23 protein-coding genes are annotated in these 25,891 nt (G+C 72.2%); 15 read left to right on the top strand and 8 right to left on the bottom strand.

The features are described 5' to 3' along the window. Positions 1–2,541: an ATP-binding protein gene (locus ACGF5O_RS10640; RefSeq protein ID WP_393809529.1), complete on the top strand. Its 2,541-nt coding sequence runs from the start codon at positions 1–3 to the stop codon at positions 2,539–2,541. Between the two features lie 17 nt (positions 2,542–2,558). Here ACGF5O_RS10640 and ACGF5O_RS10635 read toward each other — a convergent pair whose 3' ends face one another. Continuing rightward, a complete protein-coding gene (locus ACGF5O_RS10635) occupies positions 2,559–3,092 on the bottom strand; it encodes a universal stress protein (RefSeq protein WP_393809528.1) in 534 nt (177 codons plus the stop codon). Between the two features lie 344 nt (positions 3,093–3,436). Between ACGF5O_RS10635 and ACGF5O_RS10630 the strand changes: the two genes are divergently transcribed. The 8 genes from ACGF5O_RS10630 (at position 3,437) to ACGF5O_RS10595 (ending at position 13,169) form a co-directional block, all read left to right on the top strand. Next, entirely contained in the window at positions 3,437–3,793 is a 357-nt protein-coding gene (locus tag ACGF5O_RS10630) for an SAV_915 family protein (RefSeq protein WP_393809527.1), read from the top strand. Between the two features lie 32 nt (positions 3,794–3,825). Continuing rightward, positions 3,826–5,196 carry a diaminopimelate decarboxylase gene (gene lysA, locus ACGF5O_RS10625; RefSeq protein ID WP_393809526.1) on the top strand — a complete coding sequence of 457 codons (1,371 nt, stop codon included), beginning with the start codon at positions 3,826–3,828 and terminating at the stop codon, positions 5,194–5,196. A gap of 183 nt (positions 5,197–5,379) precedes the next feature. Further along, entirely contained in the window at positions 5,380–7,197 is a 1,818-nt protein-coding gene (locus ACGF5O_RS10620; RefSeq protein ID WP_393809525.1) for an APC family permease, read from the top strand. 101 nt (positions 7,198–7,298) lie between these two features. Continuing rightward, positions 7,299–8,813, top strand: a complete 1,515-nt coding sequence (locus ACGF5O_RS10615) for a glycoside hydrolase family 43 protein (protein ID WP_393809524.1) — start codon at positions 7,299–7,301, stop codon at positions 8,811–8,813. Between the two features lie 147 nt (positions 8,814–8,960). Then, positions 8,961–10,253 (top strand): extracellular solute-binding protein, encoded by a 1,293-nt coding sequence (locus tag ACGF5O_RS10610; RefSeq protein ID WP_393809523.1) that lies wholly within the window; start codon positions 8,961–8,963, stop codon positions 10,251–10,253. Between the two features lie 8 nt (positions 10,254–10,261). Then, positions 10,262–11,257: a carbohydrate ABC transporter permease gene (locus tag ACGF5O_RS10605; protein ID WP_393809522.1), complete on the top strand. Its 996-nt coding sequence runs from the start codon at positions 10,262–10,264 to the stop codon at positions 11,255–11,257. After that, positions 11,254–12,087: a carbohydrate ABC transporter permease gene (locus ACGF5O_RS10600; RefSeq protein WP_393809521.1), complete on the top strand. Its 834-nt coding sequence runs from the start codon at positions 11,254–11,256 to the stop codon at positions 12,085–12,087. Before ACGF5O_RS10605 ends, ACGF5O_RS10600 begins: the two co-directional genes overlap by 4 nt. 29 nt (positions 12,088–12,116) lie before the next feature. Beyond that, positions 12,117–13,169, top strand: a complete 1,053-nt coding sequence (locus ACGF5O_RS10595) for an endo-1,4-beta-xylanase (RefSeq protein ID WP_393809520.1) — start codon at positions 12,117–12,119, stop codon at positions 13,167–13,169. A 119-nt stretch (positions 13,170–13,288) separates the two neighbouring features. On the opposite strand, the gene ACGF5O_RS10590 is transcribed toward ACGF5O_RS10595, so the two are convergent. Both ACGF5O_RS10590 and ACGF5O_RS10585 read right to left on the bottom strand, forming a co-directional pair. Next, entirely contained in the window at positions 13,289–13,495 is a 207-nt protein-coding gene (locus ACGF5O_RS10590; protein ID WP_181807334.1) for a DUF5999 family protein, read from the bottom strand. Positions 13,496–13,761: 266 nt separating this feature from the next. After that, positions 13,762–14,346, bottom strand: coding sequence for a hypothetical protein (locus ACGF5O_RS10585; protein WP_393809519.1), 585 nt, complete (start codon positions 14,344–14,346; stop codon positions 13,762–13,764). Between the two features lie 558 nt (positions 14,347–14,904). Here ACGF5O_RS10585 and ACGF5O_RS10580 point away from each other — a divergent pair. Beyond that, positions 14,905–16,425: a glutamate--cysteine ligase gene (locus tag ACGF5O_RS10580; protein WP_393809518.1), complete on the top strand. Its 1,521-nt coding sequence runs from the start codon at positions 14,905–14,907 to the stop codon at positions 16,423–16,425. Positions 16,426–16,718: 293 nt separating this feature from the next. Continuing rightward, positions 16,719–17,459, top strand: coding sequence for a CPBP family intramembrane glutamic endopeptidase (locus ACGF5O_RS10575; protein ID WP_393809577.1), 741 nt, complete (start codon positions 16,719–16,721; stop codon positions 17,457–17,459). Here ACGF5O_RS10575 and ACGF5O_RS10570 read toward each other — a convergent pair. Beyond that, entirely contained in the window at positions 17,449–18,261 is an 813-nt protein-coding gene (locus ACGF5O_RS10570; protein WP_393809517.1) for a PhzF family phenazine biosynthesis protein, read from the bottom strand. The two genes, ACGF5O_RS10575 and ACGF5O_RS10570, sit on opposite strands and share 11 nt — an antisense overlap. Before the next feature lie 563 nt (positions 18,262–18,824). After that, positions 18,825–20,273 (bottom strand): argininosuccinate synthase, encoded by a 1,449-nt coding sequence (gene argG / locus ACGF5O_RS10565; RefSeq protein ID WP_393809516.1) that lies wholly within the window; start codon positions 20,271–20,273, stop codon positions 18,825–18,827. Between the two features lie 143 nt (positions 20,274–20,416). Between argG and ACGF5O_RS10560 the strand changes: the two genes are divergently transcribed. Next, complete coding sequence (locus ACGF5O_RS10560; RefSeq protein WP_393809515.1) at positions 20,417–21,052, top strand: PadR family transcriptional regulator; 636 nt, start codon at positions 20,417–20,419, stop codon at positions 21,050–21,052. A gap of 75 nt (positions 21,053–21,127) precedes the next feature. Here the strand turns inward: ACGF5O_RS10560 and ACGF5O_RS10555 are convergent, their stop codons facing one another. Together ACGF5O_RS10555 and ACGF5O_RS10550 are read right to left on the bottom strand one after the other, a co-directional pair. Next, positions 21,128–21,556 (bottom strand): SRPBCC family protein, encoded by a 429-nt coding sequence (locus ACGF5O_RS10555; protein WP_393809514.1) that lies wholly within the window; start codon positions 21,554–21,556, stop codon positions 21,128–21,130. 114 nt (positions 21,557–21,670) lie between these two features. Then, complete coding sequence (locus ACGF5O_RS10550) at positions 21,671–21,865, bottom strand: hypothetical protein (protein WP_393809513.1); 195 nt, start codon at positions 21,863–21,865, stop codon at positions 21,671–21,673. Positions 21,866–22,064: 199 nt separating this feature from the next. Here ACGF5O_RS10550 and ACGF5O_RS10545 point away from each other — a divergent pair, with 199 nt between their 5' ends. Both ACGF5O_RS10545 and ACGF5O_RS10540 read left to right on the top strand, forming a co-directional pair. Continuing rightward, on the top strand, positions 22,065–22,679 hold the full coding sequence (locus ACGF5O_RS10545) for a Clp protease N-terminal domain-containing protein (RefSeq protein ID WP_393809512.1): 615 nt from the start codon (positions 22,065–22,067) through the stop codon (positions 22,677–22,679). Between the two features lie 46 nt (positions 22,680–22,725). Next, the gene (locus tag ACGF5O_RS10540) at positions 22,726–23,694 is read left to right on the top strand and encodes a DMT family transporter (protein ID WP_393809511.1); all 969 of its coding nucleotides are present in this window, start codon (positions 22,726–22,728) and stop codon (positions 23,692–23,694) included. Positions 23,695–23,823: 129 nt separating this feature from the next. Here ACGF5O_RS10540 and ACGF5O_RS10535 read toward each other — a convergent pair whose 3' ends face one another. After that, entirely contained in the window at positions 23,824–24,513 is a 690-nt protein-coding gene (locus ACGF5O_RS10535) for a pyridoxamine 5'-phosphate oxidase family protein (RefSeq protein ID WP_393809510.1), read from the bottom strand. Positions 24,514–24,549: 36 nt separating this feature from the next. On the opposite strand from ACGF5O_RS10535, the gene ACGF5O_RS10530 reads away from it, so the two are divergent. Beyond that, positions 24,550–25,878: an aminotransferase class I/II-fold pyridoxal phosphate-dependent enzyme gene (locus ACGF5O_RS10530; protein WP_393809509.1), complete on the top strand. Its 1,329-nt coding sequence runs from the start codon at positions 24,550–24,552 to the stop codon at positions 25,876–25,878. Positions 25,879–25,891 lie beyond the last annotated feature (13 nt).

Below are 25,891 nucleotides of genomic sequence, written 5' to 3'. Positions count from 1 at the left end.
ATGGCACGCGGCAGGCTCCGGATCTACCTCGGCGCGGCACCCGGCGTGGGCAAGACCTACGCCATGCTCTCCGAGGCCCACCGCAGGATCGAACGCGGCACGGACTGCGTCGTCGCGTTCGTCGAGCACCACGACCGGCCGCGCACCGAGGTGATGCTGCACGGCCTGGAGGAGATCCCGCGCAGGGAACTGGACTACCGGGGCGCGGTGTTCACCGAGATGGACGTCGGCGCCGTCCTCGCCCGCCGCCCCCAGGTCGCCCTCGTCGACGAACTCCCGCACACCAACATCCCGGGCTCCCGCAACGCCAAGCGCTGGCAGGACGTGGAGGAGCTGCTGGCCGCCGGGATCGACGTCGTCGCGACGGTCAACATCCAGCACCTGGAGTCCCTCGGCGACGTCGTGGAGTCCATCACGGGCGTACGGCAGCAGGAGACCGTGCCGGACGAGGTGGTCCGGCGGGCCGACCAGATCGAGCTGGTCGACATGTCGCCCCAGGCGCTGCGCCGCCGCATGGCGCACGGCAACATCTACCAGCCGGACAAGGTCGACGCGGCCCTCTCCAACTACTTCCGCCCCGGCAACCTCACCGCCCTGCGCGAACTCGCCCTGCTCTGGGTGGCGGACCGGGTCGACGAGTACCTGAACGAGTACCGCAGCGAGCACCGGGTCTCGAAGATCTGGGGTTCACGGGAGCGGATCGTCGTCGGCCTGACCGGCGGCCCGGAGGGACGGACCCTGATCCGGCGGGCGGCACGGCTCGCCGAGAAGGGCGCAGGCGGCGAGGTGCTCGCCGTCTACATCGCGCGCAGCGACGGCCTCAACTCCGCATCCCCGAAGGAACTCGCCGTCCAGCGCACCCTCGTCGAGGACCTCGGCGGCACCTACCACCACGTCGTCGGCGAGGACGTCCCGGCCGCGCTCCTAGACTTCGCGCGCGGGGTCAACGCCACCCAGATCGTCCTCGGCGTCTCCCGGCGCCGGAGCTGGCAGTACGTCCTCGGTCCCGGCGTCGGCGCCACGGTCGCCCGGGACTCGGGACCCGACCTCGACGTGCACCTCATCACCCATGACGAGGCCGGCAAGGGGCGCCTCCCGCTGGGCCGTTCGGGACGGCTCAGCCGGTCCCGGCTGATCTGGGGCTGGCTGACCGGGGTGCTCGGGCCGCTCCTGCTCACCTGGCTGCTGACCTCGGCGGCACCGGAGGTGGGCCTCGCCAACGACATGCTGCTGTTCCTCGCCCTGACGGTCGCCGCGGCCCTGCTCGGCGGTCTGCTCCCGGCGCTCACCTCGGCGGTGGCCGGCTCCCTGCTGCTCAACTGGTACTTCAGCCCGCCCGTCCACACCCTCACCATCGCCGACCCGAAGAACATCGTCGCCATCGCGATCTTCGTCGGGGTCGCGGTGTCGGTGGCCTCGGTGGTGGACCTGGCCGCCCGGCGCACCCAGCAGGCGACCCGGCTGCGCGCCGAGTCGGAGATCCTGTCCTTCCTCGCGGGCAGCGTGCTGCGGGGCGAGACCAGCCTGGAGGCGCTCCTGGAACGGGTGCGGGAGACCTTCGGCATGGGGTCGGTGGCGCTGCTGGAGCGCGCGGACGACGTGGCGCCCTGGACCTGCGCCGGCAGCGTCGGGCCGCAGCCCTGCCAGTCGCCGGAGCGCGCGGACGTCGACGTGCCGGTCGGCGACCACATGACCCTCGCCCTGTCCGGCCGGGTGCTGCCGGCCTCCGACCGGCGGGTGCTGGCCGCGTTCGCCGCGCAGGCGGCCGTCGTGCTCGACCGGCAGCGGCTCCAGCAGGAGGCGGACCAGGCCAAGGAGCTGGCGGAGGGCAACCGCATCCGCACCGCCCTGCTGGCCGCCGTCAGCCACGACCTGCGCACCCCGCTGGCCGGCATCAAGGCCTCGGTGTCCTCGCTGCGCTCGGACGACGTCGAGTGGTCCGAGCAGGACCGGGCGGAGCTCCTTGAGGCCATAGAGGCGGGCGCCGACCGGCTCGACCACCTCGTCGGCAACCTCCTCGACATGTCCCGCCTGCAGACCGGCACGGTCACGCCCATCGTCCGCGAGGCCGACCTGGACGAGGTGGTGCCGATGGCGCTCGGCGGGGTCCCCGAGGACAGCGTCGAGCTGGACATCCCCGAGACGCTGCCCATGGTCCACGTCGACAAGGGGCTCCTCGAGCGGGTCGTCGCCAACGTGGTCGAGAACGCCGTCAAGTACAGCCCCGCGGACACCCCTGTGCTGGTCAAGGCCAGTTCCCTGGCCGACCGGGTCGAGGTGCGCGTCGTGGACCGCGGACCCGGCGTCCCCGACGAGGCCAAGGACCGCATCTTCGAGCCGTTCCAGCGGTACGGCGACTCACCGCGCGGTGCGGGCGTCGGGCTGGGCCTCGCCGTGGCCCGGGGCTTCGCCGAGGCGATGGGCGGCACGCTGGCCGCCGAGGACACCCCGGGCGGCGGCCTCACCATGGTGCTGACCCTGCCGACCGCACCGGGCCGCAGGCCGGGCCGGCCGGACCTGCCGGCAGCTGTCACTTCATAGGGCCGCTACCCGGGTTGCTACGACAACTGCCTTGAGTCCAGTGGCAGATGCCAGCTGTTGCGGCGGTGTGCGGCGGCCAGCGCCTCCTCCAGGGGGGACGGCGGCACGGCCAGCACCGGGCAGTGCGCGTGGGAGAGGCAGTAGCGGGCCACCCGGCCCGAGAAGGCCCGGTGCCAGCCGCGCCGCCCCGCGCCGACGACCAGCACGTCGTCCTCCCGGTCCGCCGTCTCCACCAGGGACAGCCCCGGGGTGCCGCGCACGACGAGGCCGTGCAGCGGGGTGCCGGGCCCGGCGTCGCCGAAGACCTCGGCCAGCACGTCCAGCAGCCGTTGCCGGGCCATCCGCTGCCACTCGTCGACCAGCAGCATCGAGGCCGGCGAGCGCCGCGCCGCCAGCTCGCCGCCCGGCGGCTCCCACACGAGCACCGGCCACAGTTCCGCGTCCCGGCGCCGGGCCTCCGCCGCGGCCCGGGACAGGGCCGTGACGCTGCCCAGCGAACCGCTCACGCCGACCACGACCCGAACGGGCGCGCAGGCGTCGTCACCGGACATGACTCCACCGATCTTCCGTAGAAGTCCCGGGCCGATCCCGGGGCGGACGGGTACCCCGATCCGGTTCCATGACACTGCGCCGAACGAGTGACGGCCAGTGCCCGGAGCACTTCTTGGCGCGCCTCTGACGGGCGCTGTGCATACCGCTGTGCACACCGCTGTGACAGCCGCCACCTGCACCGACGGCCGCTCCGTCAGCGTCCCGTCAACGTCGCCCCGATCACCGTCAGCGTCCCGTCATGAGGCATCGGAGGGGTGCCGGAAGCGGGCATAGCGTCTTGGGCAAGCCCCGGCCGGCCTCCCCGCCCCGGGGCACCAGCTCTTCCTGTGCCAGGAGGCATGCCATGCCAGAACTCTTGTGCGGTGACGACCCGGAGCCCTCCGATCGCTCCCCGGCCGGACCCCTGTTCGTACCGGTCCGGCCGGGACCCGCGGGATGCGCGACCCGGCTCTTCCGCACCCCGCTCGGCGAGCGCACCGCCGTGGGTTTCACCTCGGCCCGCGCACTCGCCGCCACGCTCGGCCCCGACCAGGCCTGGATCCGGCTCGCCGAACCCGCGCTGCGCGCCCTGGCCGCACCGCTCGGCGTCACCACCGTGACCGTCGACCCGCAGCTGTCGGCGCCGGCCCCCGTGCCGGTGGCGCCGTTCGCGCCCCGTCGCCGGGTCGCCGCGGACCGCCCGCACCGCCTGACCGCCTGAACCGCCTGATTCGTCTGAGAGGGGAGCGGTTGATGACCACCCTGCACGAACCCGTCGTCACCACCACGCCCGCCGATCTGTCGGTGTGGCCCGCCTCCACCACCGAGCCCCGGCCCGGCGACCTCGCCGTCGGCGGGGTCCCGCTTGCCGAGGTCGCCGACCGGTTCGGCACCCCCGTCTACGTCCTGGACGAGAACGAGGTCCGCGAGCGCTGCCGCACCTACCGGCACGCCTTCCCCGACGCCGAAGTCCTCTACGCCGCCAAGGCGTTCCTGTGCCGGGCGATGGTCCACTGGACCGAGGAGGAAGGCCTCGGCCTGGACGTCTGCTCGGCCGGCGAGCTGGAACTGGCGGTCACCACCGGGTTCCCGCTGGAGCGGATCGTGCTGCACGGCAACGCCAAGTCGCCGCGCGACCTGGAGACCGCGCTGCGGCTGGGCGTCGGACGGATCGTCATCGACAGCCCCTCCGAGATCGCCCGGCTCGCCGCCGCCGTCGGACCCGACGGCCACCAGAAGGTCATGGTCCGGGTGGTGCCCGGGATCAGCGCGGGCGGCCACGAGAAGATCCGCACCGGCACCGACGACCAGAAGTTCGGCCTCTCCTCCCCCACTCTCGGCTTCGCTCGAGCGGGAGGTGCCCCCATCGACGGCTACGCCCAGCACGCCATCGCCCGGATACTGGACCAGCCGCAGCTCGAACTCACCGGCCTGCACTGCCATCTGGGCTCCCAGATCACCAGCGTCAAGCCGTACCTCGCCGCCGTGCGCCGGGTGGTCGGGCTCATGGCCCGGCTGTACGAACAGCACGGTCTGGTCCTGCCCGAGCTGGACCTGGGCGGCGGCCACGGCATCGCCTACCGGCCCGGCGAGGAGGCCCTCGACCTCACCGCTCTGGCCCGCAAGGTGCGCGCCGAGCTGACGGACGCGTGCGCGGCGGCCGGGCTGCCGGTGCCCCGCCTGATCATCGAGCCGGGGCGGGCCGTCGCGGGTCCGGCCGGGATCGCCGTGTACCGCGTCCTCGCCGTCAAGAAGACCGGCGACCACACCTTCGTCGCCGTCGACGGCGGCATGAGCGACAACCCGCGGCCGGCGCTCTACGGCGTCCGGTACGCGCCCCGGCTCGTCGGCCGGGCGAGCGCCGCGCCCGCCGCCCCGGTGACCGTCGTCGGCCGGCACTGCGAGGCGGGCGACGTCCTGGCCGCCGACGTCGAACTCCCCTCCGACCTGCGCCCCGGCGACCTGCTCGCGGTCCCGGTGGCCGGCGCCTACCACCTCTCCATGGCGTCCGGCCACAACCTGGTCGGCCGCCCACCGGTCACCGCCGTCCGCGACGGCCACGCCCGGCTGCTGGTCCGGCGCGAGTCCCTGGACGACATCCGCCGCCGCGACGTCGGGCTCTGACCCCGCCCGTTCCCCGGCCCACCTTCGGGCGAGCGGCGGCCCGGCCCTCGCCCGGAGGTGCTCCAAGTCCCGGCACGGAAACGGCACTCACACCGGCCGTCCGCCCGGGCCCGCCCACGGGCGCGCGGACACGGCGCGGAGGACACTGTTGCCGACCGTCCCACCGGCCGTGATGAGGTACCGATGGCGTATGGCCTGGCACGCCGTGAACTGAGACCGAGGGTTCCGTTACGCCCGGGCGAGGGCGACAAGCACCGCCTGACCAGCCTGGAAGGCCTGGCCGCGCTCTCCCTGGACGCGCTCAGCTCGGTGGCGTACGGCCCCGAGGCGATCGTGCTGGCCCTCGTGGTCGCCGGTACCGGGGCGCTCACCGCCACCCTGCCCATCACCCTCGCGATCACCTTCCTGCTCGCGGCGCTCGTCGTCTCGTACGGGCAGGTCATCGCCGTTCACCCGGACGGCGGTGGCGCCTACGCCGTCGCCAAGACCGACCTCGGCGCCACGGCGAGCCTGCTGGCCGCCGCCAGCCTGGTCGTCGACTACGTCCTCACCGTCGCGGTCAGCCTCGCCGCCGGTGCCGACGCGCTCGCCTCGGCGTTTCCGGCCCTCGCCCACGACAAGCTGCTCGTCTGCCTGGTCGGCCTGGCCCTGCTGACGGTGGTGAACCTGCGGGGCGTCACCGAGAGCGCCCGGGTGCTGATGCTGCCCACCCTGCTGTTCATCGTCGCGATCCTCGGTGTGATCCTGCTCGGCCTGCTGCGCGCGCACCCGGTCGCCGTCGTCGGCACCGGCCGGTCCGTGCACGCGACCGAGGCGCTGAGCGCGCTGCTGATCCTCAAGGCGTTCTCGTCCGGCTGCTCGGCCCTGACCGGAGTCGAGGCCATCGCCAACGCCGTACCGACCTTCCGCACCCCCAGCGTCAAGCGCGCCCAGCGCACCGAACTCATGCTCGGCGCGCTCCTCGGGATCATGCTGATCGGCCTGGCCGTCCTGATCCACCGCGACCATGTCGCCCCGCGCGGCGGGGTCACCGTCCTCGCCCAGCTCACCGCGGGCGCCTACGGCACCGGCTGGCCCTACTACGCCACCAACCTGATCGTCACCCTCGTCCTGGGCCTCGCCGCCAACACCAGCTTCGGCGGGCTGCCGGTACTGATGAGCCTGCTCGCCCGCGACCACCGGCTGCCCCACCTGTTCGGCCTGCGCGCCGAACGCCCGGTCTACCGCTACGGCGTGGTGGCTCTGGCGCTGCTGGCCGCCCTGCTCCTGGTGGCCACCGACGCCGACACCCACCGGCTGCTCCCGCTCTTCGCCATCGGCGTCTTCATCGGCTTCACCCTCAGCCAGACCGGCCTGGTCCGGCACTGGGCGACCCAGCGCCCGGCCGGCTGGAAGCGCCGCGCGCTGATCAACGGCACCGGCGCCGTGCTCACCACCCTCGCCGGGGTCATCCTGCTGTTCACCAAGTTCCTCTCCGGCGCCTGGGTGGTCGTGATCGCCGTACCGCTGATGATGCTGCTGTTCGCCCGCATCCAGCGCTACTACACCGAGGTGGGCGAGGAACTGGGCCTCGGCCGGATCCCGGAGCCGCCGGCCCGGCGCACCGCCAGCCTGGTGATCGTGCCGATCGGCGAGGTCAGCAAGCTCGCCCGGCACGCCCTCGGGGCCGCCCTCGCCCTCGGCGACGAGGTGGTCGCGGTCGCGGTGCACGCCGACCAGGCCAGGTCCCGGGCGCTGGAGGAGGCCTGGGCGCACTGGAACCCGGGCGTGCGCCTCGACATCGTCGACAGCCCGCACCGCTCGCTGGTGCAGCCGGTCGTCGACTACGTGCAGCGGGCGGCGTCGGACGGCCGCCAGGTGGCCGTGCTCATCCCCGAGGTGGAACCCCGGCACCGGCGCTACGAGATCCTGCAGAACCAGCGCGGCCTGCTCCTCGCCACCGTGCTGCGGGCCCGCACCGACGTCGTGGTGTGCATGCTGCCGTACCGGCTGAAGCTCTGACGGCCGCCTTGTCGGCCCCTTGAGCGGGCTCCTACAGTGCGCCCCGTAATGTTCGCCGACCGCGCCGAAACTTTCGGCGCGGCCAGGGGAGGGGCACACACATGCGGACCTACGGCAACCCGGTCATCCCCGGCTTTCATCCCGACCCGAGCGTGTGCCGGGTCGGGGACGACTACTACCTCGTCTGTTCCAGCTTCGAGTACTTCCCCGGCGTCCCGCTCTTCCACAGCCGGGACCTGGTGCACTGGCGGCAGCTCGGCAACGTCCTCGACCGGCCGGAGCAGTTGAGCCTCCCCGACGACACCCCGGCCTCGGGCGGGGTGTACGCCCCGACGATCCGGTACCACGACGGGCTCTTCCACGTCGTCACGACCAACGTGAGCGCCGGCGGCAACCTCCTCGTCACCGCCGAGCGGCCCGAGGGGCCCTGGTCCGACCCGGTGCGGATCGACGTCCCCGGCATCGACCCCGACCTCGCCTGGGACGAGAACGGCGACTGCTGGTGCGCCGTGGCCGGGGTCGCGGTGGCCAGGATCGACACCCGGACCGGGAAGGTGCTGGAGGGGCCGCTGCCGATGTGGTCCGGGACGGGGCTGCGGGACCCGGAGGCACCGCACCTGTACCGGGTCGGGGAGTGGTGGTACCTGCTGGTCGCCGAGGGCGGCACCGCGCTCGGGCACGGGGTGTCCGTGGCCCGCGCCCGCTCGCCGCGCGGCCCCTGGGAGCCGGCGCCCGGCAATCCGCTGGTCTCGCACCGGGGCACCCGGGAGCAGATCCAGTGCACCGGCCACGCCGACCTGGTCCGGGCCGCCGACGGCAGGTGGTGGGCGGTGCTGCTCGGCACCCGGCCGCGCGGCTGGTTCCCCGAGTTCCACGTCCTCGGCCGGGAGACCTTCCTGGCCCCGGTGGAGTGGGCGGACGGCTGGCCGCGCATGGGCCCGGTGCGGGAGCGGCACGAGGCCCCGGCCGCCTGGCACCCGGTCGAACAGCCGCCCGCCCGCGACGACTTCACCGCCCCCGCCCTCGCGCCGCACTGGATCTCCCCGCGCAGCCGGCCGGACGGGTCCTGGTCGCTGACCGAGCGCCCCGGACGGCTGACGCTCACGGCCACCGGGGACAGCCTCGACCGCGCCGGGCACACCTTCGTCGGCCGCCGCCAGCAGCACGCCGACTGCCGGGCCGCCGCGCTCCTCGAACCGGGCCCGGGGCGCGCGGGCCTGACGGTCCGTATCGACGAGGCCCACCACTACGACCTCGAAGTGAGCGGGGGAGTGGCGAGCGCGGTCGTGCGGATCGGGCCGGTACGGCAGCGGATCGCCGAAACCCCGGTGCCGGCAGGTCCGTCGACCCTCGTCGTGGAGATCCGCACGACCCGGGTGCCGGCGCCCACCGGCACCGCACCGGGGCAGGACCACGGGTCCGGTGTCCGCCCCGGCGGGCCCGACGCCGTGACCCTTTCGATCGAAACGTCCGAAGGTGTCGTCCGACTGGCCGAACTCGACGGCCGTTATCTCTCCACCGAGGTGGCGGGCGGCTTCACCGGCCGGGTCATCGGCATGTACGTCACCGAGGGGCGGGCCGCCTTCGACTGGTTCGCGTACACGCCGATGAGCTGATGCGCGACACCTTGACGCTCCTGATGCGCCTTTCTAGAGTCGCCGTTCGGAACGTTCGATGAAAACACCGAATGTTTCGAAAACGGCGGCCCCAGAGCATCACGAACCAGGACGGCGTCGGTCGTCCCGTACCCCAAGGAGCGCATCATGGGCGACCCGGCACTGTCCCGTCGCGGTTTCCTGGCGGCCGGCGCGGCCGTCGGTCTGGGCATGACCGCCCTCAGCGGCTGCGGCGGCTCGGACTCGGGGACGTCGGGGGGAACCACCACCGTCGAGTGGTGGAACATCTCCACGACCAACCCGGCGAAGGGCGTCTGGGCGGCCCTCGCCAAGAAGTTCGAGGCGCAGAACCCCAAGGTCAAGATAAAGATCGTCCAGCTGGAGAACGACGCCTACAAAACGAAGATGACGGCGCTGACCGCCTCCGGGAAGCTCCCCGACATCTTCCACACCTGGGGCGGCGGCGTCCTCCAGCAGCAGGTCGACGCCGGACTCGTCAAGGACCTCACCGACCCCACCAAGTCCTGGGCCGACGGTCTGCTCCCGGTGGCCAAGCAGCCGTACATCCTCGACAACAAGACGTACGGCATCCCCTTCGACATCGGCATGGTCGGGTTCTGGTACAACAAGGCGCTCTTCAAGAAGGCCGGGATCAGCACGCCCCCGACCACCTGGAGCGGCTTCCTCGACGCCGTGAGGAAGCTGAAGGCCGCCGGTGTCACCCCGCTCGCCCTGGCCGGCAAGGAGAGCTGGACCGGCATGTACTACTGGGCGTACCTCGCGATGCGCACCGCCGGCATCGACGCCCTCAAGAAGGCCGACGACGACAAGGACTTCACCGGCGCCGGGTTCGTCGAGGCCGGACAGCACCTGAAGGACCTCGTCGACCTCCAGCCCTTCCAGAAGGGGTTCCTGGGCGCCGCCTACTCCACCCCGACCGGCCAGGCCGCCACCGTCGGCAACGCCAAGGCCGCGATGGAGCTGATGGGCCAGTGGGCCCCGAACGTCGAGGCCGACGCGGGCAAGGGCATCGGTGCCGACCTCGGCTTCTTCCCCTTCCCGGCCGTCGAGGGCGGCAAGGGCGCCCTCACCGAGGTGTTCGGAGGCGGCGGCGGACACGCGCTGCGGGCCGACGCCCCGCAGGCCGCCCTCGACTTCCTGAAGTTCTTCGCCTCCGAGACGACGGACGCGGAACTGGTGAAGAAGACCGCAGTGCTCCCCGTCGTCCCCGCCGCCGAGAGCGCCCTGAGCGACGCCAACCTCAAGCTCGTGCAGGCCCAGTTGAAGGCCGCCACCGGATTCCAGCTCTACCTCGACCAGGCGTACGCGCCCGCCGTCGGCCAGCAGGTCAACGACAGCGTCGCCAGCCTGATAGCCGGGTCCAAGTCGCCCCAGGACGTCGCCCAGGCGATCACCAAGACCGCGAAGGAAGAGCAGTAGGCCGCCCGATGACCTCGACCTATCTGCCCGGCACCCGGCCGGGACCGGACACCGCGCCCCGGCCGCTTCCGGACCCGGGCCGGGCCCGCTCCCGGCGCCGGCTGCTGCACTGGCTCACCGCGATGGGCTTCCAGCTGCCCGCCCTGGTCCTGTTCGGCGTCCTGGTCCTGCTGCCGATCCTGTTCGCGCTGTACGCCTCGTTCTTCCGCTGGGGCGGCTTCGGCATGCCCTCCGACTACACCGGCGCCGACAACTTCACCCGGCTCTTCCAGGACGACGTCTTCCTCGGAGACCTCTGGCGCTGCCTACTCCTGGTCGTGCTGTCGCTGGCGCTGCAACTGCCCTTCGCGCTGGCCATGGCGGTCCTGCTCAACCAGCGGATCCGCGGCCGGGCCGTCTACCGGATGCTGTTCTTCGCGCCGTACGTGCTCTCCGAGGCGATCACCGGCGTGCTGTTCGGCATGATCTTCGCCCCGGGCGACGGGCTCGCCGACCACCTGCTCAGCGACATCGGCCTCGGCGCGCTCGGCGGGAAGTGGTTCGCCGACCCCTCCACCGTCATGGCCACCCTCTTCCTGGTCATGACCTGGAAGTACTTCGGCTTCCACATGATGCTCTACCTGGCCGGACTCCAGTCCATACCGGCCGAGTTGACCGAGGCCGCGACCGTCGACGGCGCCTCGCCCTGGCAGCGCTTCCGGCACGTCACCCTGCCGCTGCTCGCACCCACCCTGCGGATCAGCGTCTTCCTGTCGGTGATCGGCTCCATCCAGCTCTTCGACCTGGTGTGGGTGGTCACCGCGGGCGGCCCCGACCACCACTCGGAGACCATGGCCGTGACCATGTTCCAGTACGGCTTCAAGCGCTACCAGGTCGGCTACGCCAGCGCGATCAGCGTCGCCATGTTCGCCGTCAGCCTCGTCTTCGCCCTCGCCTACCAGCGGTTCGTGCTCCGCCGCGACCTGGCGGGCGCCACCACCAACATGCGGGGGGACGGCGCATGAACGGCAGCCGCAAGACCGTACGGACCCTTCCGCTGCACCTGGTCCTCGTGGTGGTCGGCGCCCTGATGGTCGTACCCCTGCTGTACGCCCTGCTCTCCGGGTTCAAGACGACCGGCGAGCTGTCGGGCAACCCGGTCGGGCTGCCCGAGTCCTGGATCACCTCCAACTACGGCGGGATCCTCGGCTCCGGCGCGTTCTGGCGGATGGTCGGCAACAGCACGCTGATCGCCGTCGCCACCACCGTCCTCGTGGTCGCGGTCTCGGCACTCGCCGCCTTCTCCTTCGCGCGGTTCGCGTTCCGCGGGCGGGAAGTGCTGTTCACCGTGTTCACGATGGGCCTGATGTTCCCCTTCGCGGTGGCCGCCCTGCCCCTCTTTTTGCTGCTGCGCTCGATGGACCTGCTGGACAACCCGCTGGGCGTGATCCTTCCGCAGGCCGCGTTCGGACTGCCGATGACCATCATCATCCTGCGCGGCTTCTTCCGGGAGATCCCGGGCGAACTGGAGGAGGCGGCCACCCTCGACGGCTGCGGGCCGTTCGCCTTCTTCTGGCGGATCCTGCTGCCCATGGCCCGGCCCGCGCTCGGCACCGTCTCCGTGCTCGCGGTCGTCACCAGCTGGAACAACTTCTTCCTGCCGCTGCTGGTCTTCACCGACCCGAAGTGGTGGACGATCCCGGTCGGCGTGCAGCAGTTCCAGGGCCAGTACGCCACCGACACCGCCCGGGTCTTCGCCTACCTGGTCCTCGCCATGGTCCCCGCCCTGGCCTTCTACTCGGTCGCCGAGCGCCAGCTGGTCGGCGGCCTCACCGCCGGCGCCACCAAGGGCTGAACACCCCTTCCACGGACAGGAGTCGCACGATGTCCCGCACGCGTCTCAGACTCGCCGGTGCCCTCGCGGCCGTACTCGTGGCGGCGGGAGTGGCCAGCGGTCCCGCCGCCCAGGCCCACGACCGGCCGCCCACCCTCGCCGAACTGGCCCAGCGCCACGGCCGCTACTTCGGCTCCGCCACCGACAACCCCGAACTCACCGACACCGCCTACACGAAGCTCCTCGGCACCGAGTTCGACATGATCACACCCGGCAACGGCATGAAGTGGTACGCCACCGAACCCCAGCAGGGCGTCTTCGACTGGACCAACGGCGACCAGATCGTGAACCTCGCCCGGAAGAACCACCAGCGGGTCCGCGCCCACACCCTGGTCTGGCACAGCCAGCTGCCCGACTGGCTCACCTCACGCGACTGGACGGCCACCGAACTGCGGGCGGTCCTGAAGAACCACATCCAGACCGAGGTACGCCACTACCGGGGCAAGGTCTACTCCTGGGACGTCGTCAACGAGGCCTTCAACGAGGACGGCAGCTACCGCGAGACCCTCTGGTACAAGACGCTCGGCCCCGGCTACATCGCGGACGCGCTGCGCTGGGCCCACCAGGCCGACCCGCACGCCAGGCTCTACCTGAACGACTACAACATCGAGGGCCTCGGCGCGAAGAGCGACGCCTACTACGCGCTCGCCCGGCAGCTGACGGCGCAGCACGTGCCGCTGGACGGCATCGGCCTCCAGGCCCACCTCGCCCTCCAGTACGGCTATCCGACCACCCTGGAGGAGAACCTCCGCCGCTTCTCCCGCCTCGGCCTGGACACCGCGCTCACCGAGGTGGACGTACGGATGCAACTGCCGGCCACCGACGAGAAGCTGGCCGAACAGGCCACCTGGTACGCCGATCTGACCAAGGCGTGTCTCGCCGTGCGCGGGTGCGTGGGGATCACGGTCTGGGACTACACGGACCGGTATTCGTGGATCCCGGCGTTCTTCCCCGGCGAGGGCGCGGCCCTGCCCTGGGACGAGCAACTCGCCCCCAAACCGGCCTACTTCGCGCTGCGCACAGCACTCGGCTACACCGGGTGACCGTCACCGGACGCACGTCGGGGCCGGTGCGCACCATGTGTGTGCGGCCGGCCCCTGCTGGTCACCGGGCGGAGCGGCGGGGCCGCCCGGGGTGGTGCGTGGGTCTGTGAGTGGGTCCGTCAGGCGGCGGTCACCACGCGGCCGGCACCGAGCGGGCGGTGCGGCGCGATGATCTGGCCGTCGGGCAGGAGCTCACCGGTGTCCTCGAAGAGGAGAACGCCGTTGCACAGCAGGCTCCACCCCTGCTCCGGGTGGTGCGCCATGAGGCGGGCGGACTCCCGGTCGGCGGATTCGGCTGTCGGACACGGCGGCTGGTGCTGGCACATGGATAGGGTCTCTCGCTCGGTCGTGGTCATGTCGTCCCCCGTGGTGATGTGACGGTCGGAAACCAGTCTTGCCTTCCTGGCGTTGCTCCGCAGGGATTTCGCTGCACCGCTTCTCACAGGTTGGAGACGCGTCACCCGGGCGGACGGTTCACTTGCACAGGGTTGCCGATTCGGATGGTTTCGCATGGCCGGATGGGGCTAGTCCGGACGGTGCACCGGTACCCCGCCACCTGTCCGGCGGTGGCGGGGTACCGGTGCGGGCGGGCTCAGGCGGGCGTGATGAGCAGGGGGGCCGGGGCGATCCGGTGGGTCAGCACCGGGAGCAGTTCGGCGACCAGATGCGGCCGGTGGGCGGCGATACCGGGCGGGGCGGGTGCCAGCGGCACCAGCAGGTCGGTGGCGGCCGGGTGCCCCTCGGCGCCGTCCGCCGTGCAGTCGCCGTGCAGCCACAGGGCGAGCATGTAGAGACCCGGAAGGGACAACAGGCGCGGCTGGTACGTCTGTTGCAGCGCCTCGGCCTGGTGCAGGGCGCGCTCGGTGGAGGCGATGTAGGGGCCCTCGAAGAAGTGCGAGAAGGCCCAGCCGTCCGGGGTGAGCATCGTCTCGGCCGCGGCCACCGCCCGGTCGCCGCAGCGGATCAGGAAGCGCCAGCCGGCCAGCCGGGTGGCGGACACGCCCTCCGGGGTGATCCGGTCCATCACGTGCACGGGAAGGGGGAGATCGGGGGTCGCGGGTCCCTGGGCGGTGCGCAGGGAGGGGGTCCGGGCCTCACGGACCGCGGTGGGGGAACCGAGGGCGGTGAGAACGGAACGCAGTGCGGGCGCGGGGGCAGGAGGGACGTGCAGCGGCATGGTGGGTCGCCTCTCATTCGACAGGCGCGGCGGCGCGAGGGCAGGGGCGGACGGCGCTGTCAGCTCACAGGAAGTCAGAGAGGCGGGGGCCCGGTTCGGTGACGAGAGGTGCGGGCGTTGCCTGCCGCGCGTCATTCGGGCGGCAGGAACCAGACCGTGGGCGCCAGCCTTCTGCCTTGTTCGCGGAGTTTATACGACGCCTGTTCAAGTGGTGTTTCACCGGGATGTCTCACAGAAGAGAACAAGGCGCAATTCGGCCGTTGATTCGTGCGGAATCCTCCCGTTTTCCAGCCCGTCGGAACGCCGCTGACCTCGGATTACGAGGCCGATGCGGTCGGCCGGATGTCATCGGCGTTTTTCACGAGGGTTACGGGGAACCCGAAGTTGCGTGCGGCGTCATGCCTCGTGAATGTGCCGCGGGACACATTCCAACAGAGTAGCGGGTGACGGTGGAGCGCGCGACGTTATCGATCGCCTCCGCTGGGCATCATCCCACCTGGACTCGGGACACCGCGGCGGCCGGAAGCCCGGCCCGCCCATTCGAGGAGGGACGCTTCGATGGGGGAGAAGGTCGTGGCGGGCCGGTTCGACCTGTCCGATCGCCGGCACTACCGCGAAAAGCTCCAGGACTGCCTGACGGGGCTGGAGCGGCTGCTGGTGGAGAAGCGGTTCGACCGCCCCAGGAACCTCATGGGCGTCGAGATCGAATTGAATCTGGCGGGTTCCGACGGCATGCCGAGAATGTTGAACGGACAGGTTCTCGAACGAATCGCGAGCCGTGATTTCCAAACAGAACTCGCCATGTTCAACCTGGAAGTGAACATAGCCCCACACCGGCTCGACGGCCGGGTTTTCGACCGGCTCGCCGAGGAACTCCGCACCTCCCTGGCATACGCCGACCGCAAGGCGGCCGAGGTGGACGCCGGGATCGTGATGACCGGCATCCTGCCCACCCTGGAGCGGGACGACCTGGTCTCCGCGAACCTCTCCGAGGTGGACCGGTACACCCTGCTCAACGATCAGATCGTGGCCGCCAGGGGCGAGGACTTCCTGCTCGACATCGAGGGCGTCGAGCACCTCGTGTGCACGTCGAAGTCGATCGTCCCGGAGGCCGCCTGCACCTCCGTGCAACTGCATCTCCAGGTCACCCCGGCCCGCTTCGCCGACGTGTGGAACGCGGCGCAGGCGGCGGTCGCCGCGCAGATCGCGGTGGGCGCGAACTCCCCGTTCCTCTTCGGCCGCGAACTCTGGCGGGAGTCCCGTCCCCCGCTGTTCCTCCAGGCCACCGACACCCGCCCGCCCGAGCTCCAGGCACAGGGCGTACGGCCGCGCACCTGGTTCGGCGAACGCTGGATCAGCTCGGCCTTCGAGCTGTTCGAGGAGAACCTGCGCTTCTTCCCGGCCCTCCTCCCGATCTGCGACGAGGAGGACCCGCTGGCCGTCCTCGACGCGGGCGGCGTGCCGAAGCTCGCGGAGCTCGTCCTGCACAACGGCACGGTGTACCGCTGGAACCGGCCGGTCTACGGCATCGCCGACGGCGTCCCCCACCTGCGCGTCGAGAACCGCGTGCTGCCGGCCGGGCCCACCGTCACCGACGTCGTCGCCAACGCGGCGTTCTACTACGGCCTGGTCCGCGCCCTCGCGGAGGAGTCCCGCCCGGTGTGGACACGGCTGCCGTTCGCCGTGGCCGAGGCGAACTTCGACGCGGCGTGCCGCCACGGCATCGACGCGCGCCTGGTCTGGCCCAGGCGGGCGCGGTACGGCGGCGGTACGGCGGAGGTGGACGCGGTCACCCTGGTCCGCGACGAGCTGCTGCCGCTGGCCCACGCGGGGCTGGACGCGTGGGGTGTGGAGCCCGCCGACCGGGACTTCTACCTCGGCGTGATCGAGGAGCGGTGCCGCCGGCGGGTCAACGGGGCGTCCTGGCAGGCGGCGACGTTCCACCGGGCACGGGAGCAGGGGCTGCCGAGGGACGCGGCGCTGGCGGCGATGACGCGGCGGTATGCGGAGCTGATGAACGAGGGGGATCCGGTGCATACGTGGCCGGTGGGGTTATTGGATCCGGTGCCGATGGGGTGAGGCCGACGGGGCGCCGTGGGGGTGCGGCGGGGTGTCGGGTGCGGCGGTCGGGGCTGGTCGCGCCCGCGCGGCGGAGCCGCACATGGATACAGCCCCGCGCCCCCTGCGGGGCGCTGTGGCGGGCCTTCGTTCTTCAAGGGGGTCGGTCGTGTCTGCTTCCGGTTGATCGGGCAAGCTGTGGTGTCCCGTGGTGAAGGTGGCCGTGGGGCGGGTTTGCCCGACTGGAGGCAGGAGTGCAGGTGGCGGCGGATCAGGTGGCCGGGGCTTATCCACTGGAGCGGCCCTCGCGGCGCATGTTCAGGGATGAGACGCTGCTCGTGCTGGGGCTTTCGCTCGGGGCGAGCGGCGTGTCCGCCCTGATCAGCTTCATCGGATCGGTCACCAAACCGGGCGGCCTCAAGGACCAGGCGGCGACCCTCAACGCGTCGGCCGCGCCGGGCCGCCCCTGGCTGGACCTGGCCTGGCAGCTCTTCGGCATCGCGACGGCGCTCGTCCCCGTCCTGCTCGTCGCCCACCTCCTCCTGCGCGAGGGCGCGAGCCTGCGCACGCTCGGCTTCGACCGCACCCGCCCCTGGCCCGACCTCGGGCGCGGTGCCGGGATCGCCGCGGTGATCGGCAGCACCGGTATCGCCTTCTACCTCGCCGCACGCGGCCTCGGCTTCAACCTCACGGTGGTGCCGGAGGCGCTGCCCGACGTGTGGTGGAAGTACCCCGTGCTGATCCTCTCCGCGATGCAGAACGCGATCCTCGAAGAGGTCATCGTCGTCGGCTACCTGCTGCGCCGCCTCGACCAGTTGGGCTGGACCGCCGGCACGGCGCTGGTGGCCAGTTCGGTCCTGCGCGGCTCCTACCACCTGTACCAGGGGATCGGCGGCTTCGTCGGCAACATGGTGATGGGCGTGGTCTTCGTCTACCTGTACCGGCGGTGGGGCCGGGTGGGTCCCCTGGTGGTGGCGCACAGCCTCCTCGACATCGGCGCGTTCGTCGGTTACGCGCTGCTCGCCGGGAAGGTGGGCTGGCTGCCTACGGCGTGAGCAGTTCGCCGTCGACGACGGTGACGGCGCGTCCGGTGAGCAGGGTGCGGTCACCGCGCAGCGAGGTGCGGACGAGTCCGGTGCGCCGGGAGGCCTGCAGCCCCGTCAGATCGTCCCTGCCGAGCCGTCCGGCCCAGTGCGGCGCGAGCGCGGTGTGGGCGCTGCCGGTCACCGGGTCCTCGTCGATCCCGACGTTCGGGAAGAAGCAGCGGGAGACGTAGTCGTACCCCTTGGCAGGGTCCTCGGCGGGGGCGGTGGCGATGATCCCGCGCACGGAGTGCGCGGTGAGGGCCTTGTGGTCGGGGGAGAGGCTGCGCACGGTCTTCTCGTCGGCGAGTTCGAGGAGCAGGTCGCCGACGTTCGGCCCGGTGTCGAAAGCGGCGACCGGTTCGGCGCCGAGCGCGTCGGCGACTCCGTCGGGTACGTCGACCCGGGTGAGCGGGGCGGTGGGGAAGTCGAGGGTGACCGACCCGTCCCCGCCCGGCGTCGCGACCAGCACGCCGCTCCGGCTGGCGAACCGCACGGGCCCGGTGTGCGCCCCCGTGGTGTGCAGCACGTGCGCGGTGGCCAGCGTGGCATGCCCGCACATCGCGACCTCGGTGACCGGCGTGAACCACCGCAGCGCCCAGTCCGCGTCCCCGCCCTCGGGCAGCGGGTGCGCGAACGCGGTCTCGGCGTGGTTCACCTCCATGGCGACGTTCTGCATCCACCCGTCGTCAGGAAAGGAGTCGAGCAGCACGACCCCGGCCGGGTTCCCGGAGAACGCCCGCTCCGCAAAGGCATCGACAATTCGAATCCGCATGCCCCAGACGCTAGGGCCTCCTCACGGCACCCGACCAAGGCCAATCCCAGAGCCCTGGCCCGATTTCCCCCAGCCGCGCCCCGATCTCACTCACCGGCGCCGGCCGGGTGCCGCCGCGCCCACCCGTGCCGCCCCCAGCGGCACGCATGCCCGCAGCTACGGAAGTTGGAAACGCGCCGCACCCGCAGCGCCCCCCCAGGGGCGCGGGGAACTGCGCGAGAACACACGACGGCGCCGCACCGGCCCTCGAATGGCGGCCCATTCAGGGGCGCGGGGAACTGCGCGAAAGCCCACGACGGCGCCGCACCGGTCCTTGGATGGCGGCCGACGACGGCGCGTGCCCCGTTCAGGGGCGCGGGGAACTGCGCGAAGGCCCACGATGGCGCCGCACCGGCCCTCGAATGGCGGCCCGCGACGGCGCGTGCCCCGTCAGGGGCGCGAGAATCCGCGGCGGTGTCGCACCCGCCCCCGATCGGGCGTCTCGCGGCGCGCCGGCGCTCCAGTGCCCCCGGCAAGACGAAAGGGCCGACCCGTCACCAGGTCGGCCCTCATGAGCGGAACGCTCAGTCCGTGCCGAGTTCCATTGCCGCCCGGTCCAGCAGCTCGTCCGCGTCGGCCGTGGCCTCCCCGCGGGACGCGATCGCCTCGGCGCCGCCCTCCGGCATGTTGCCGATCAGCCCGGTCGCCGCCGCCTGCGCCGCCCCGATCGCGGGATTGGCGGAGCCGATCAGCCCCAGCCCCGCGTACTGCTCCAGCTTCGCGCGGGAGTCGGCGATGTCGAGGTTGCGCATGGTCAGCTGGCCGATCCGGTCCACCGGACCGAACGCCGCGTCCTCGGTGCGCTCCATCGACAGCTTGTCGGGGTGGTAGCTGAACGCAGGACCCGTCGTGTCGAGGATCGAGTAGTCCTCGCCGCGCCGCAGTCGCAGCGTCACCTCACCGGTGACGGCCGCGCCGACCCACCGCTGCAGCGACTCCCGGATCATCAGCGCCTGCGGGTCCAGCCACCGGCCCTCGTACATCAGCCGACCGAGCCGTCGGCCCTCGTTGTGGTACTGCGCGACCGTGTCCTCGTTGTGGATCGCGTTGACCAGCCGCTCGTACGCCGCGTGCAGCAGCGCCATGCCCGGCGCCTCGTAGATGCCCCGGCTCTTCGCCTCGATGATCCGGTTCTCGATCTGGTCGGACATGCCCAGCCCGTGCCGGCCGCCGATCGCGTTGGCCTCCATGACCAGTTCGACGGCGGACTCGAACTCCTTGCCGTTGACGGTCACCGGCCGGCCCTGGTCGAAGCCGATGGTCACGTCCTCGGGCAGGATCTCGACCTCGGGGTCCCAGAACCGCACGCCCATGATCGGCTCGACCGTCTCGATGCCGTTGTCCAGGTGCTCCAGGGTCTTCGCCTCGTGCGTGGCGCCCCAGATGTTGGCGTCGGTGGAGTACGCCTTCTCCGTGCTGTCCCGGTACGGCAGCCCGTGGGCCACCAGCCACTCGGACATCTCCTTGCGGCCGCCGAGCTCGGTCACGAAGTCCGCGTCCAGCCAGGGCTTGTAGATCCGCAGGTGCGGGTTGGCGAGCAGCCCGTACCGGTAGAACCGCTCGATGTCGTTGCCCTTGAAGGTCGACCCGTCGCCCCAGATCTGGACGTCGTCCTCCAGCATCGCCCGGACCAGGAGGGTGCCGGTGACGGCACGGCCCAGGGGGGTGGTGTTGAAGTACGCCCGACCGCCCGAGCGGATGTGGAACGCGCCGCAGGTGAGCGCGGCGAGGCCCTCCTCGACCAGCGCGGCCCGGCAGTCCACCAGGCGGGCGATCTCGGCGCCGTAGGTGTGTGCGCGGCCGGGCACCGAGGCGATGTCGGGCTCGTCGTACTGGCCGATGTCGGCGGTGTAGGTGCACGGGACGGCGCCCTTGTCGCGCATCCACGCGACCGCGACCGAGGTGTCGAGCCCGCCGGAGAAGGCGATGCCGACGCGCTCGCCGGCGGGAAGGGAGGTGAGGACCTTGGACATAGGAAGATTATGCATGAGACCGCATGGTCATGCAACGTCCCTGTTGGGCTGCCCGGAGGGGCTTGTCATCCGAACGCTTCCGATATATCGTTGAGGCATCGCGAAAGACACGCGACAGATCAACGATGGATGGAGTGATTGCTATGCGTTCCCACGGATTCGAGCGTGGACATGGTCAGGCCGGCCCTCACCCGCACGGGCGAGGCGGCTTCGGTGGACGTGACGGTCGTCGTGCGGCGTTCGGGCCCTTCGGCCCGGGTGGCCCCGGCTTCGGTCCCGGCGGGCCGGGTTTCGGACCGGGCCACTGGGGGCCGCGAGGACGCGGTGGCCCGAGGGGAAGGGCGCGGCGCGGTGACGTACGGGCCTCGATCCTGGCCCTGCTGAAGGACCGCCCGATGCACGGTTACGAGATGATCCAGGAGATCGCCGAGCGCAGCGGCGGCGCGTGGAAGCCCAGCCCCGGCTCGGTCTACCCGACGCTCCAGCTGCTGGAGGACGAGGGCCTGATCGCCAGCGAGAGCGAGGGCGGCAAGAAGCTGTTCTCCCTGACCGACAGCGGCCGTACCGCCGCCGACGAGGGCCCCGACGCCCCCTGGGAAGAGGCTTCCCGCGGGGTGGACTTCGAGGCCCTGAGCGAGATCCGCCAGGCCGGCTTCGGTCTGATGGAGGCCTTCGGGCAGGTCTGGAAGACCGGCAGCAAGGAGCAGCGCGAGAAGGCGCTGGCCGTCATCAACGAGACCCGCAAGAAGCTGTACCTCATCCTCGCCGAAGAGGACTGACCCTCGGGTGCGGGATGAGACCGGCGCGCCCCGCGGAGTGATCCGCGGGGCGCGTTTCCGTCTCCGCCGGGCGGCTCAGGCCACCAGGCCGCCCAGCTTGCGCAGCGACTCGGTGAGGGCCGCCGTCGCCGAGTCCTTGAGCTTGCCGGCCATCAGCGACACGGCCGCGCCCGTGAACTCGCCGTCGATCCGCACGCCGGTCGCGTCCCCGTCCGGGGTCAGCGTGTAGCGCGTGGCGACGGTCACCGCCATCGGGCCCTTGCCGCGGATCGCCAGCACCCGGGCCGGCTCCAGTTCCTCGATGGTCCACTCGACCTCCGCCGGGAAGCCCATCAGCTTCATGTTCTCCTGGAAGGTGCCGCCCACCGCCAGGGTCTCGGGGCCGCCCTTGGGAAAGTTGGTGTGGGTCGCGTTCCACTCGCCGTACGCCGACCAGTCGGTGAGCTGTGCCCACACCTTCTCGGCCGGTGCCTGGATGCGTGCCTCCGCGCTGACTTCGGCCATCGGGCCACCCCTTCGTGTCGGGCTACGGTGTCGCGGAACGTAGCCGCAGGGCCTCGAACATTCAATACTGATGAACCGTCAGGAAATGTGCCGATCCGGGGGCGCCCCGGCCGCTCAGGCCACCCGCCGTATCAGCGCCGCGTCGAAAAGGTCCCACGCGCGCGGGAGCGCGCTCTCGTCGTGGCAGTGCCAGGCGTCCCAGAACAGGTCCGCGAGCAGCGCGTTGGCCGGGGCGTGGACCCGGTACACGTACTGCCTGCCGTCGACCGCCGGCAGGGCGACCAGCCAGCAACAGCACCCGCTCTCCATGTCAGGGGGAGACGTACGGCGGGTGCGCGACGGTTGCGTACGGGGCGCGCGGCAAGACGGCGCGCGCCTGTTGGCCGGAATCAGCCTGATCTCATCCGCAAGGAGGAGATTCCGGCCATCCGCGTCCACTCTGCGTGGGACGCGAAAATGCTTCCCCCCGCCGATGACGCAGGCCTCCGGGATTGATGGGGTAGGGGATGTGCAACCCCGTATTCCCCGCCAGCCCGCCCAGGACCAGGGCGGTATCCATGCGGACGACGATGCCGGGCTCGGTGCCGGGCCGGCAGCGGTGGTCGCCGGTGCCCGCCGCCGGGCCGTGCGGGACGGGGACCGCCAGGTCGACACCGCCCATCTGCTGCACTCGCTGATCGAGTCCGACCCCGACGTGCGCGCCGTCATCGGCGACGCCCCGCAACTCGCCCGCCTGCTCGGCTACCTGGTGCAGCGCAGCATCGGCTACGGCCTGCGCTGGCAGAGCGGGATCGAGGACTCCGGCGCGCTGCCCGCCCTACCGCACGCCGAGCGAAGGGCCGAGGGCAAGGGCGACGGTGCCTGGTCGCCGGTGGCCGCCGCCGCCCTGGAGTACGCCCGCAGCCGGGCCCGGCGCCGCGGCGCGGCCCACTCCGACGGTATCGACCTGCTCGCGGGTCTGGTCCTCGACCCGGAGTCCCGGGCCGTGCAGGTGCTGGAGCGGGCCGGGGTGGCCGCCCGTGAGCTGGCCGTGCGGATAGACGGCGACGGGGCGGTCGGGGCGGCCGGGCCGGTCGGCGCGGTCCCGGACGCCGAGGCGGAGCGCCGTACGTCCGGCCGTTGAGACAGGTGCTATCGAGGGTGACGGTCATGTCGCCTGCTGGCATCATGTGCCGGTGCACACCACTGACAGCAGCCATGGAAAAGGCCTCGGGCTCTCCCTCGCCGTCGGCTCGGCGCTCGCCTTCGGCGGCTCCGGCGTCGCCGCCAAGCCCCTGATCGAGGCCGGACTCGCGCCGCTGCACGTGGTGTGGCTGCGGGTGGCGGGCGCCGCCCTGGTGATGCTGCCGCTCGCCGTCCGCCACCGCGATCTGCCGCGCCGCCGCCCGGCGCTGCTCGCCGGGTTCGGCCTGCTCGCCGTGGCCGGCGTCCAGGCCTGCTACTTCGCCGCCATCTCCCGGATACCCGTGGGAGTGGCGCTGCTCGTGGAGTACCTCGCTCCCGCACTGGTGCTCGGCTGGGTCCGGTTCGTGCAGCGGCGGCCGGTCACCCGTGCCGCCGCGCTCGGTGTGGTCCTCGCGGCGGGCGGCCTCGCGTGCGTGGTGGAGGTGTGGTCGGGGCTGCGGTTCGACGCGCTGGGGCTGGTGCTGGCGCTCGCCGCGGCCTGCTGCCAGGTGGGGTACTTCGTGCTCGCCGACCACGGCGGGGGCGAGGAGGCGGATCCGCTCGGGGTGATCGCCTACGGGCTGCTGGTCGGGGCCGGCCTGCTCACGGTGGTGGCCCGGCCGTGGGAGATGGACTGGTCGGTGCTGGGCGGCTCCGTGCGGATGAACGGGGGCACGGCGCCCGCGGCAGCGTTGCTGGCCTGGATCGTCCTGGTGGCGACCGTCATCGCCTACGTCACCGGTGTGGTGTCGGTACGCCGGTTGTCTCCGCAGGTGGCGGGCGTGGTGGCCTGCCTGGAGGCGGTGGTGGCGACGGTGCTGGCCTGGGTGCTGCTGGGGGAGCGTCTGTCGGCGCCGCAGGTGGTGGGGGGAGCCGTGGTCCTGCTGGGCGCCTTCATCGCACAGTCCTCGACTCCGGCGCCGGAGTCGGTGGTGAGCCGGAGCACGGCGAAGGAGCCGGTCGCCTCGGCCTGAGCGCTCCGCTGCAATCGCCGCGCTGCGCCGTGGTTCGTCCGCGGCGCCGTCGTGGCTGGTCGCGCAGTTCCCCGCGCCCCTTCGGGGGTGCTGCCGAGCGGGCCGCGCTGTCCCTCGCAGGAACTCGCCTCAGCTGCCCGTCAGGTACGGCGGCACCGGAATGTCCGCCGCCAGGTCACCGTTGGCGACCGGGGCCTCGTACCCCTTGCGCAGCGGCAGCACGCCCGCCCAGTGCGGGAGGTCCAGGTCCTCCGGGTCGTCGTTCGCGCCGCCCGTGCGGGTCTTGGCGGAGACCTCGGTCAGGTCGAGGCGGATCACCGCGGTCGCGGCCAGTTCCTTCTTGTCGGCGGGGCGGGAGTCGGCGGCCCGGCCCGGCACCACGTGGTCGACCAGGGCGTCCAGCGCGCGCCGCTTCTCCTCGGGGTCGGTGACCTGGTGGGCGATGCCGTGCACCACCACGGAGCGGTAGTTGACCGAGTGGTGGAAGGCCGAGCGGGCCAGCACGAGGCCGTCGACATGGGTGACCGTCACGCACACCGCGAGTCCGGGGTCGGCCTGGCCGGTCATCCGCAGCGGACGCGAGCCCGTCGAACCGTGCAGGTACAGCACCTCGCCGACCCGGCCGTACAGCGTCGGCAGCACCACCGGCGCACCGTCGCGCACGAAGCCGAGGTGGCAGAGGTAGCCCTCGTCGAGGATCGCGTGCACCAGTTCCCTGTCGTACGACGCCCGCTCGGCGGAACGGGTGGGAACGGTGCGGTCCGTCCTCGGGTAGGCGGCGGGCTGGGCCGGGACGGTCCCCGGTACGGCTGTCTCCATTGCGCGTCTCCATTGTACTAGTGCATAATGTTGTTTGTGCTAGGAGAATATCCGATCGAAGGGCGTGGCGCAGCGGAGATTGCGGCCAGCGTCGAGCGCGCGGTGGGTTCCGGGGAGCTGGAGCCGGGACAACTGCTGCCCCCCATGCGGGAGTTGGCGGGCAGGCTCGGGGTGAATCCCAATACGGTCGCGGCCGCGTACCGCACCCTGCGCGAGCGCGGGGTCATCGAGACCGCCGGTCGGCGGGGCAGCCGGGTCCGGCCGAAACCGGCCACCACCGGGCGGGACCAGCTTCCCGACGTCCCGGCCGGGGTGCGCGACCTGTCCTCCGGCAACCCCGACCCCGCACTGCTCCCGGCTCTCGCCCCGGCCCTGGCGGTGGTGGCGGCCGAGTGCGACCGTGCCCCGGTCCTCTACGGCGCCGACCCCGTCGAGCCCGAGCTGGAGCGGATGGCGCGCGCCGAACTGGCCGCGGACGGCGTGCCGGAAGGGCCGCTCACCGTCACCTCGGGCTCCCTGGACGCCGCCGAACGCGTCCTGCTGGCGCACCTCAAGCCCGGCGACCCGGTCGCCGTCGAGGACCCCGGCTGGGGCCGCACCCTCGACCTGGTCCCCGCGCTGGGGCTGCGCACCGTCCCGGTGGCCGTCGACGACGAGGGGCCGCGTGCCGACGCCCTGCGCCGGGCCCTGGAGTCCGGGGCCCGCGCCCTGATCGTCACGGCCCGGGCGCACAACCCCACCGGCGCCGCGGTGAGCGCCGCACGCGCGCGTGCCCTGCGGGCCGTACTGCGCGCCCACCCGCACACCCTGCTGATCGAGGACGACCACGGCCATGGCATCGTCGACCTCCCCCTGCACCCCTTGGCGGGCGTCACCCACCACTGGGCGTTCGTCCGCTCGGTCGCCAAGGCCTACGGCCCCGACCTGCGGCTGGCCACCCTGACCGGCGACGAGGTGACGGTCGACCGGGTGCGGGGGCGCCAGCGCCTGGGCCCGGGCTGGGTGAGCCGTCTGCTGCAGCGCACGGTGGTCCGGATGTGGGCCGACGGCGCGGTGCACGGCCCGGAGGTGGCCGCCGCCTACCGGGCCCGCCGTGAGCTCCTGATCGACGCGCTGGCGGACCACGGCGTCGAGGCGCACGGGCGCAGCGGCATGAACGTGTGGGTCCCGGTGCCGGACGAGACGGCCGCGGTGTCCCGGCTGTTGCACGAGGGCTGGGCGGTGGCGCCGGGGGCGCGCTACCGGTTGTCGACCCCGCCGGGTATCCGCGTCACCGTCTCCACGCTGGCACCCGGGGAGGCCGGTCCGCTGGCGGCGGCGGTGGCGAGAGCGGTGACACCGGCGAAGGGCCGGATCCAGGCGTGAGCGCTCCGCTGGA

This window comes from Streptomyces sp. NPDC048291 (genome assembly GCF_043201715.1).
Classification (GTDB): Bacteria; Actinomycetota; Actinomycetes; order Streptomycetales; family Streptomycetaceae; genus Streptomyces.
This window is presented reverse-complemented; position numbering and strand designations above follow the sequence as displayed.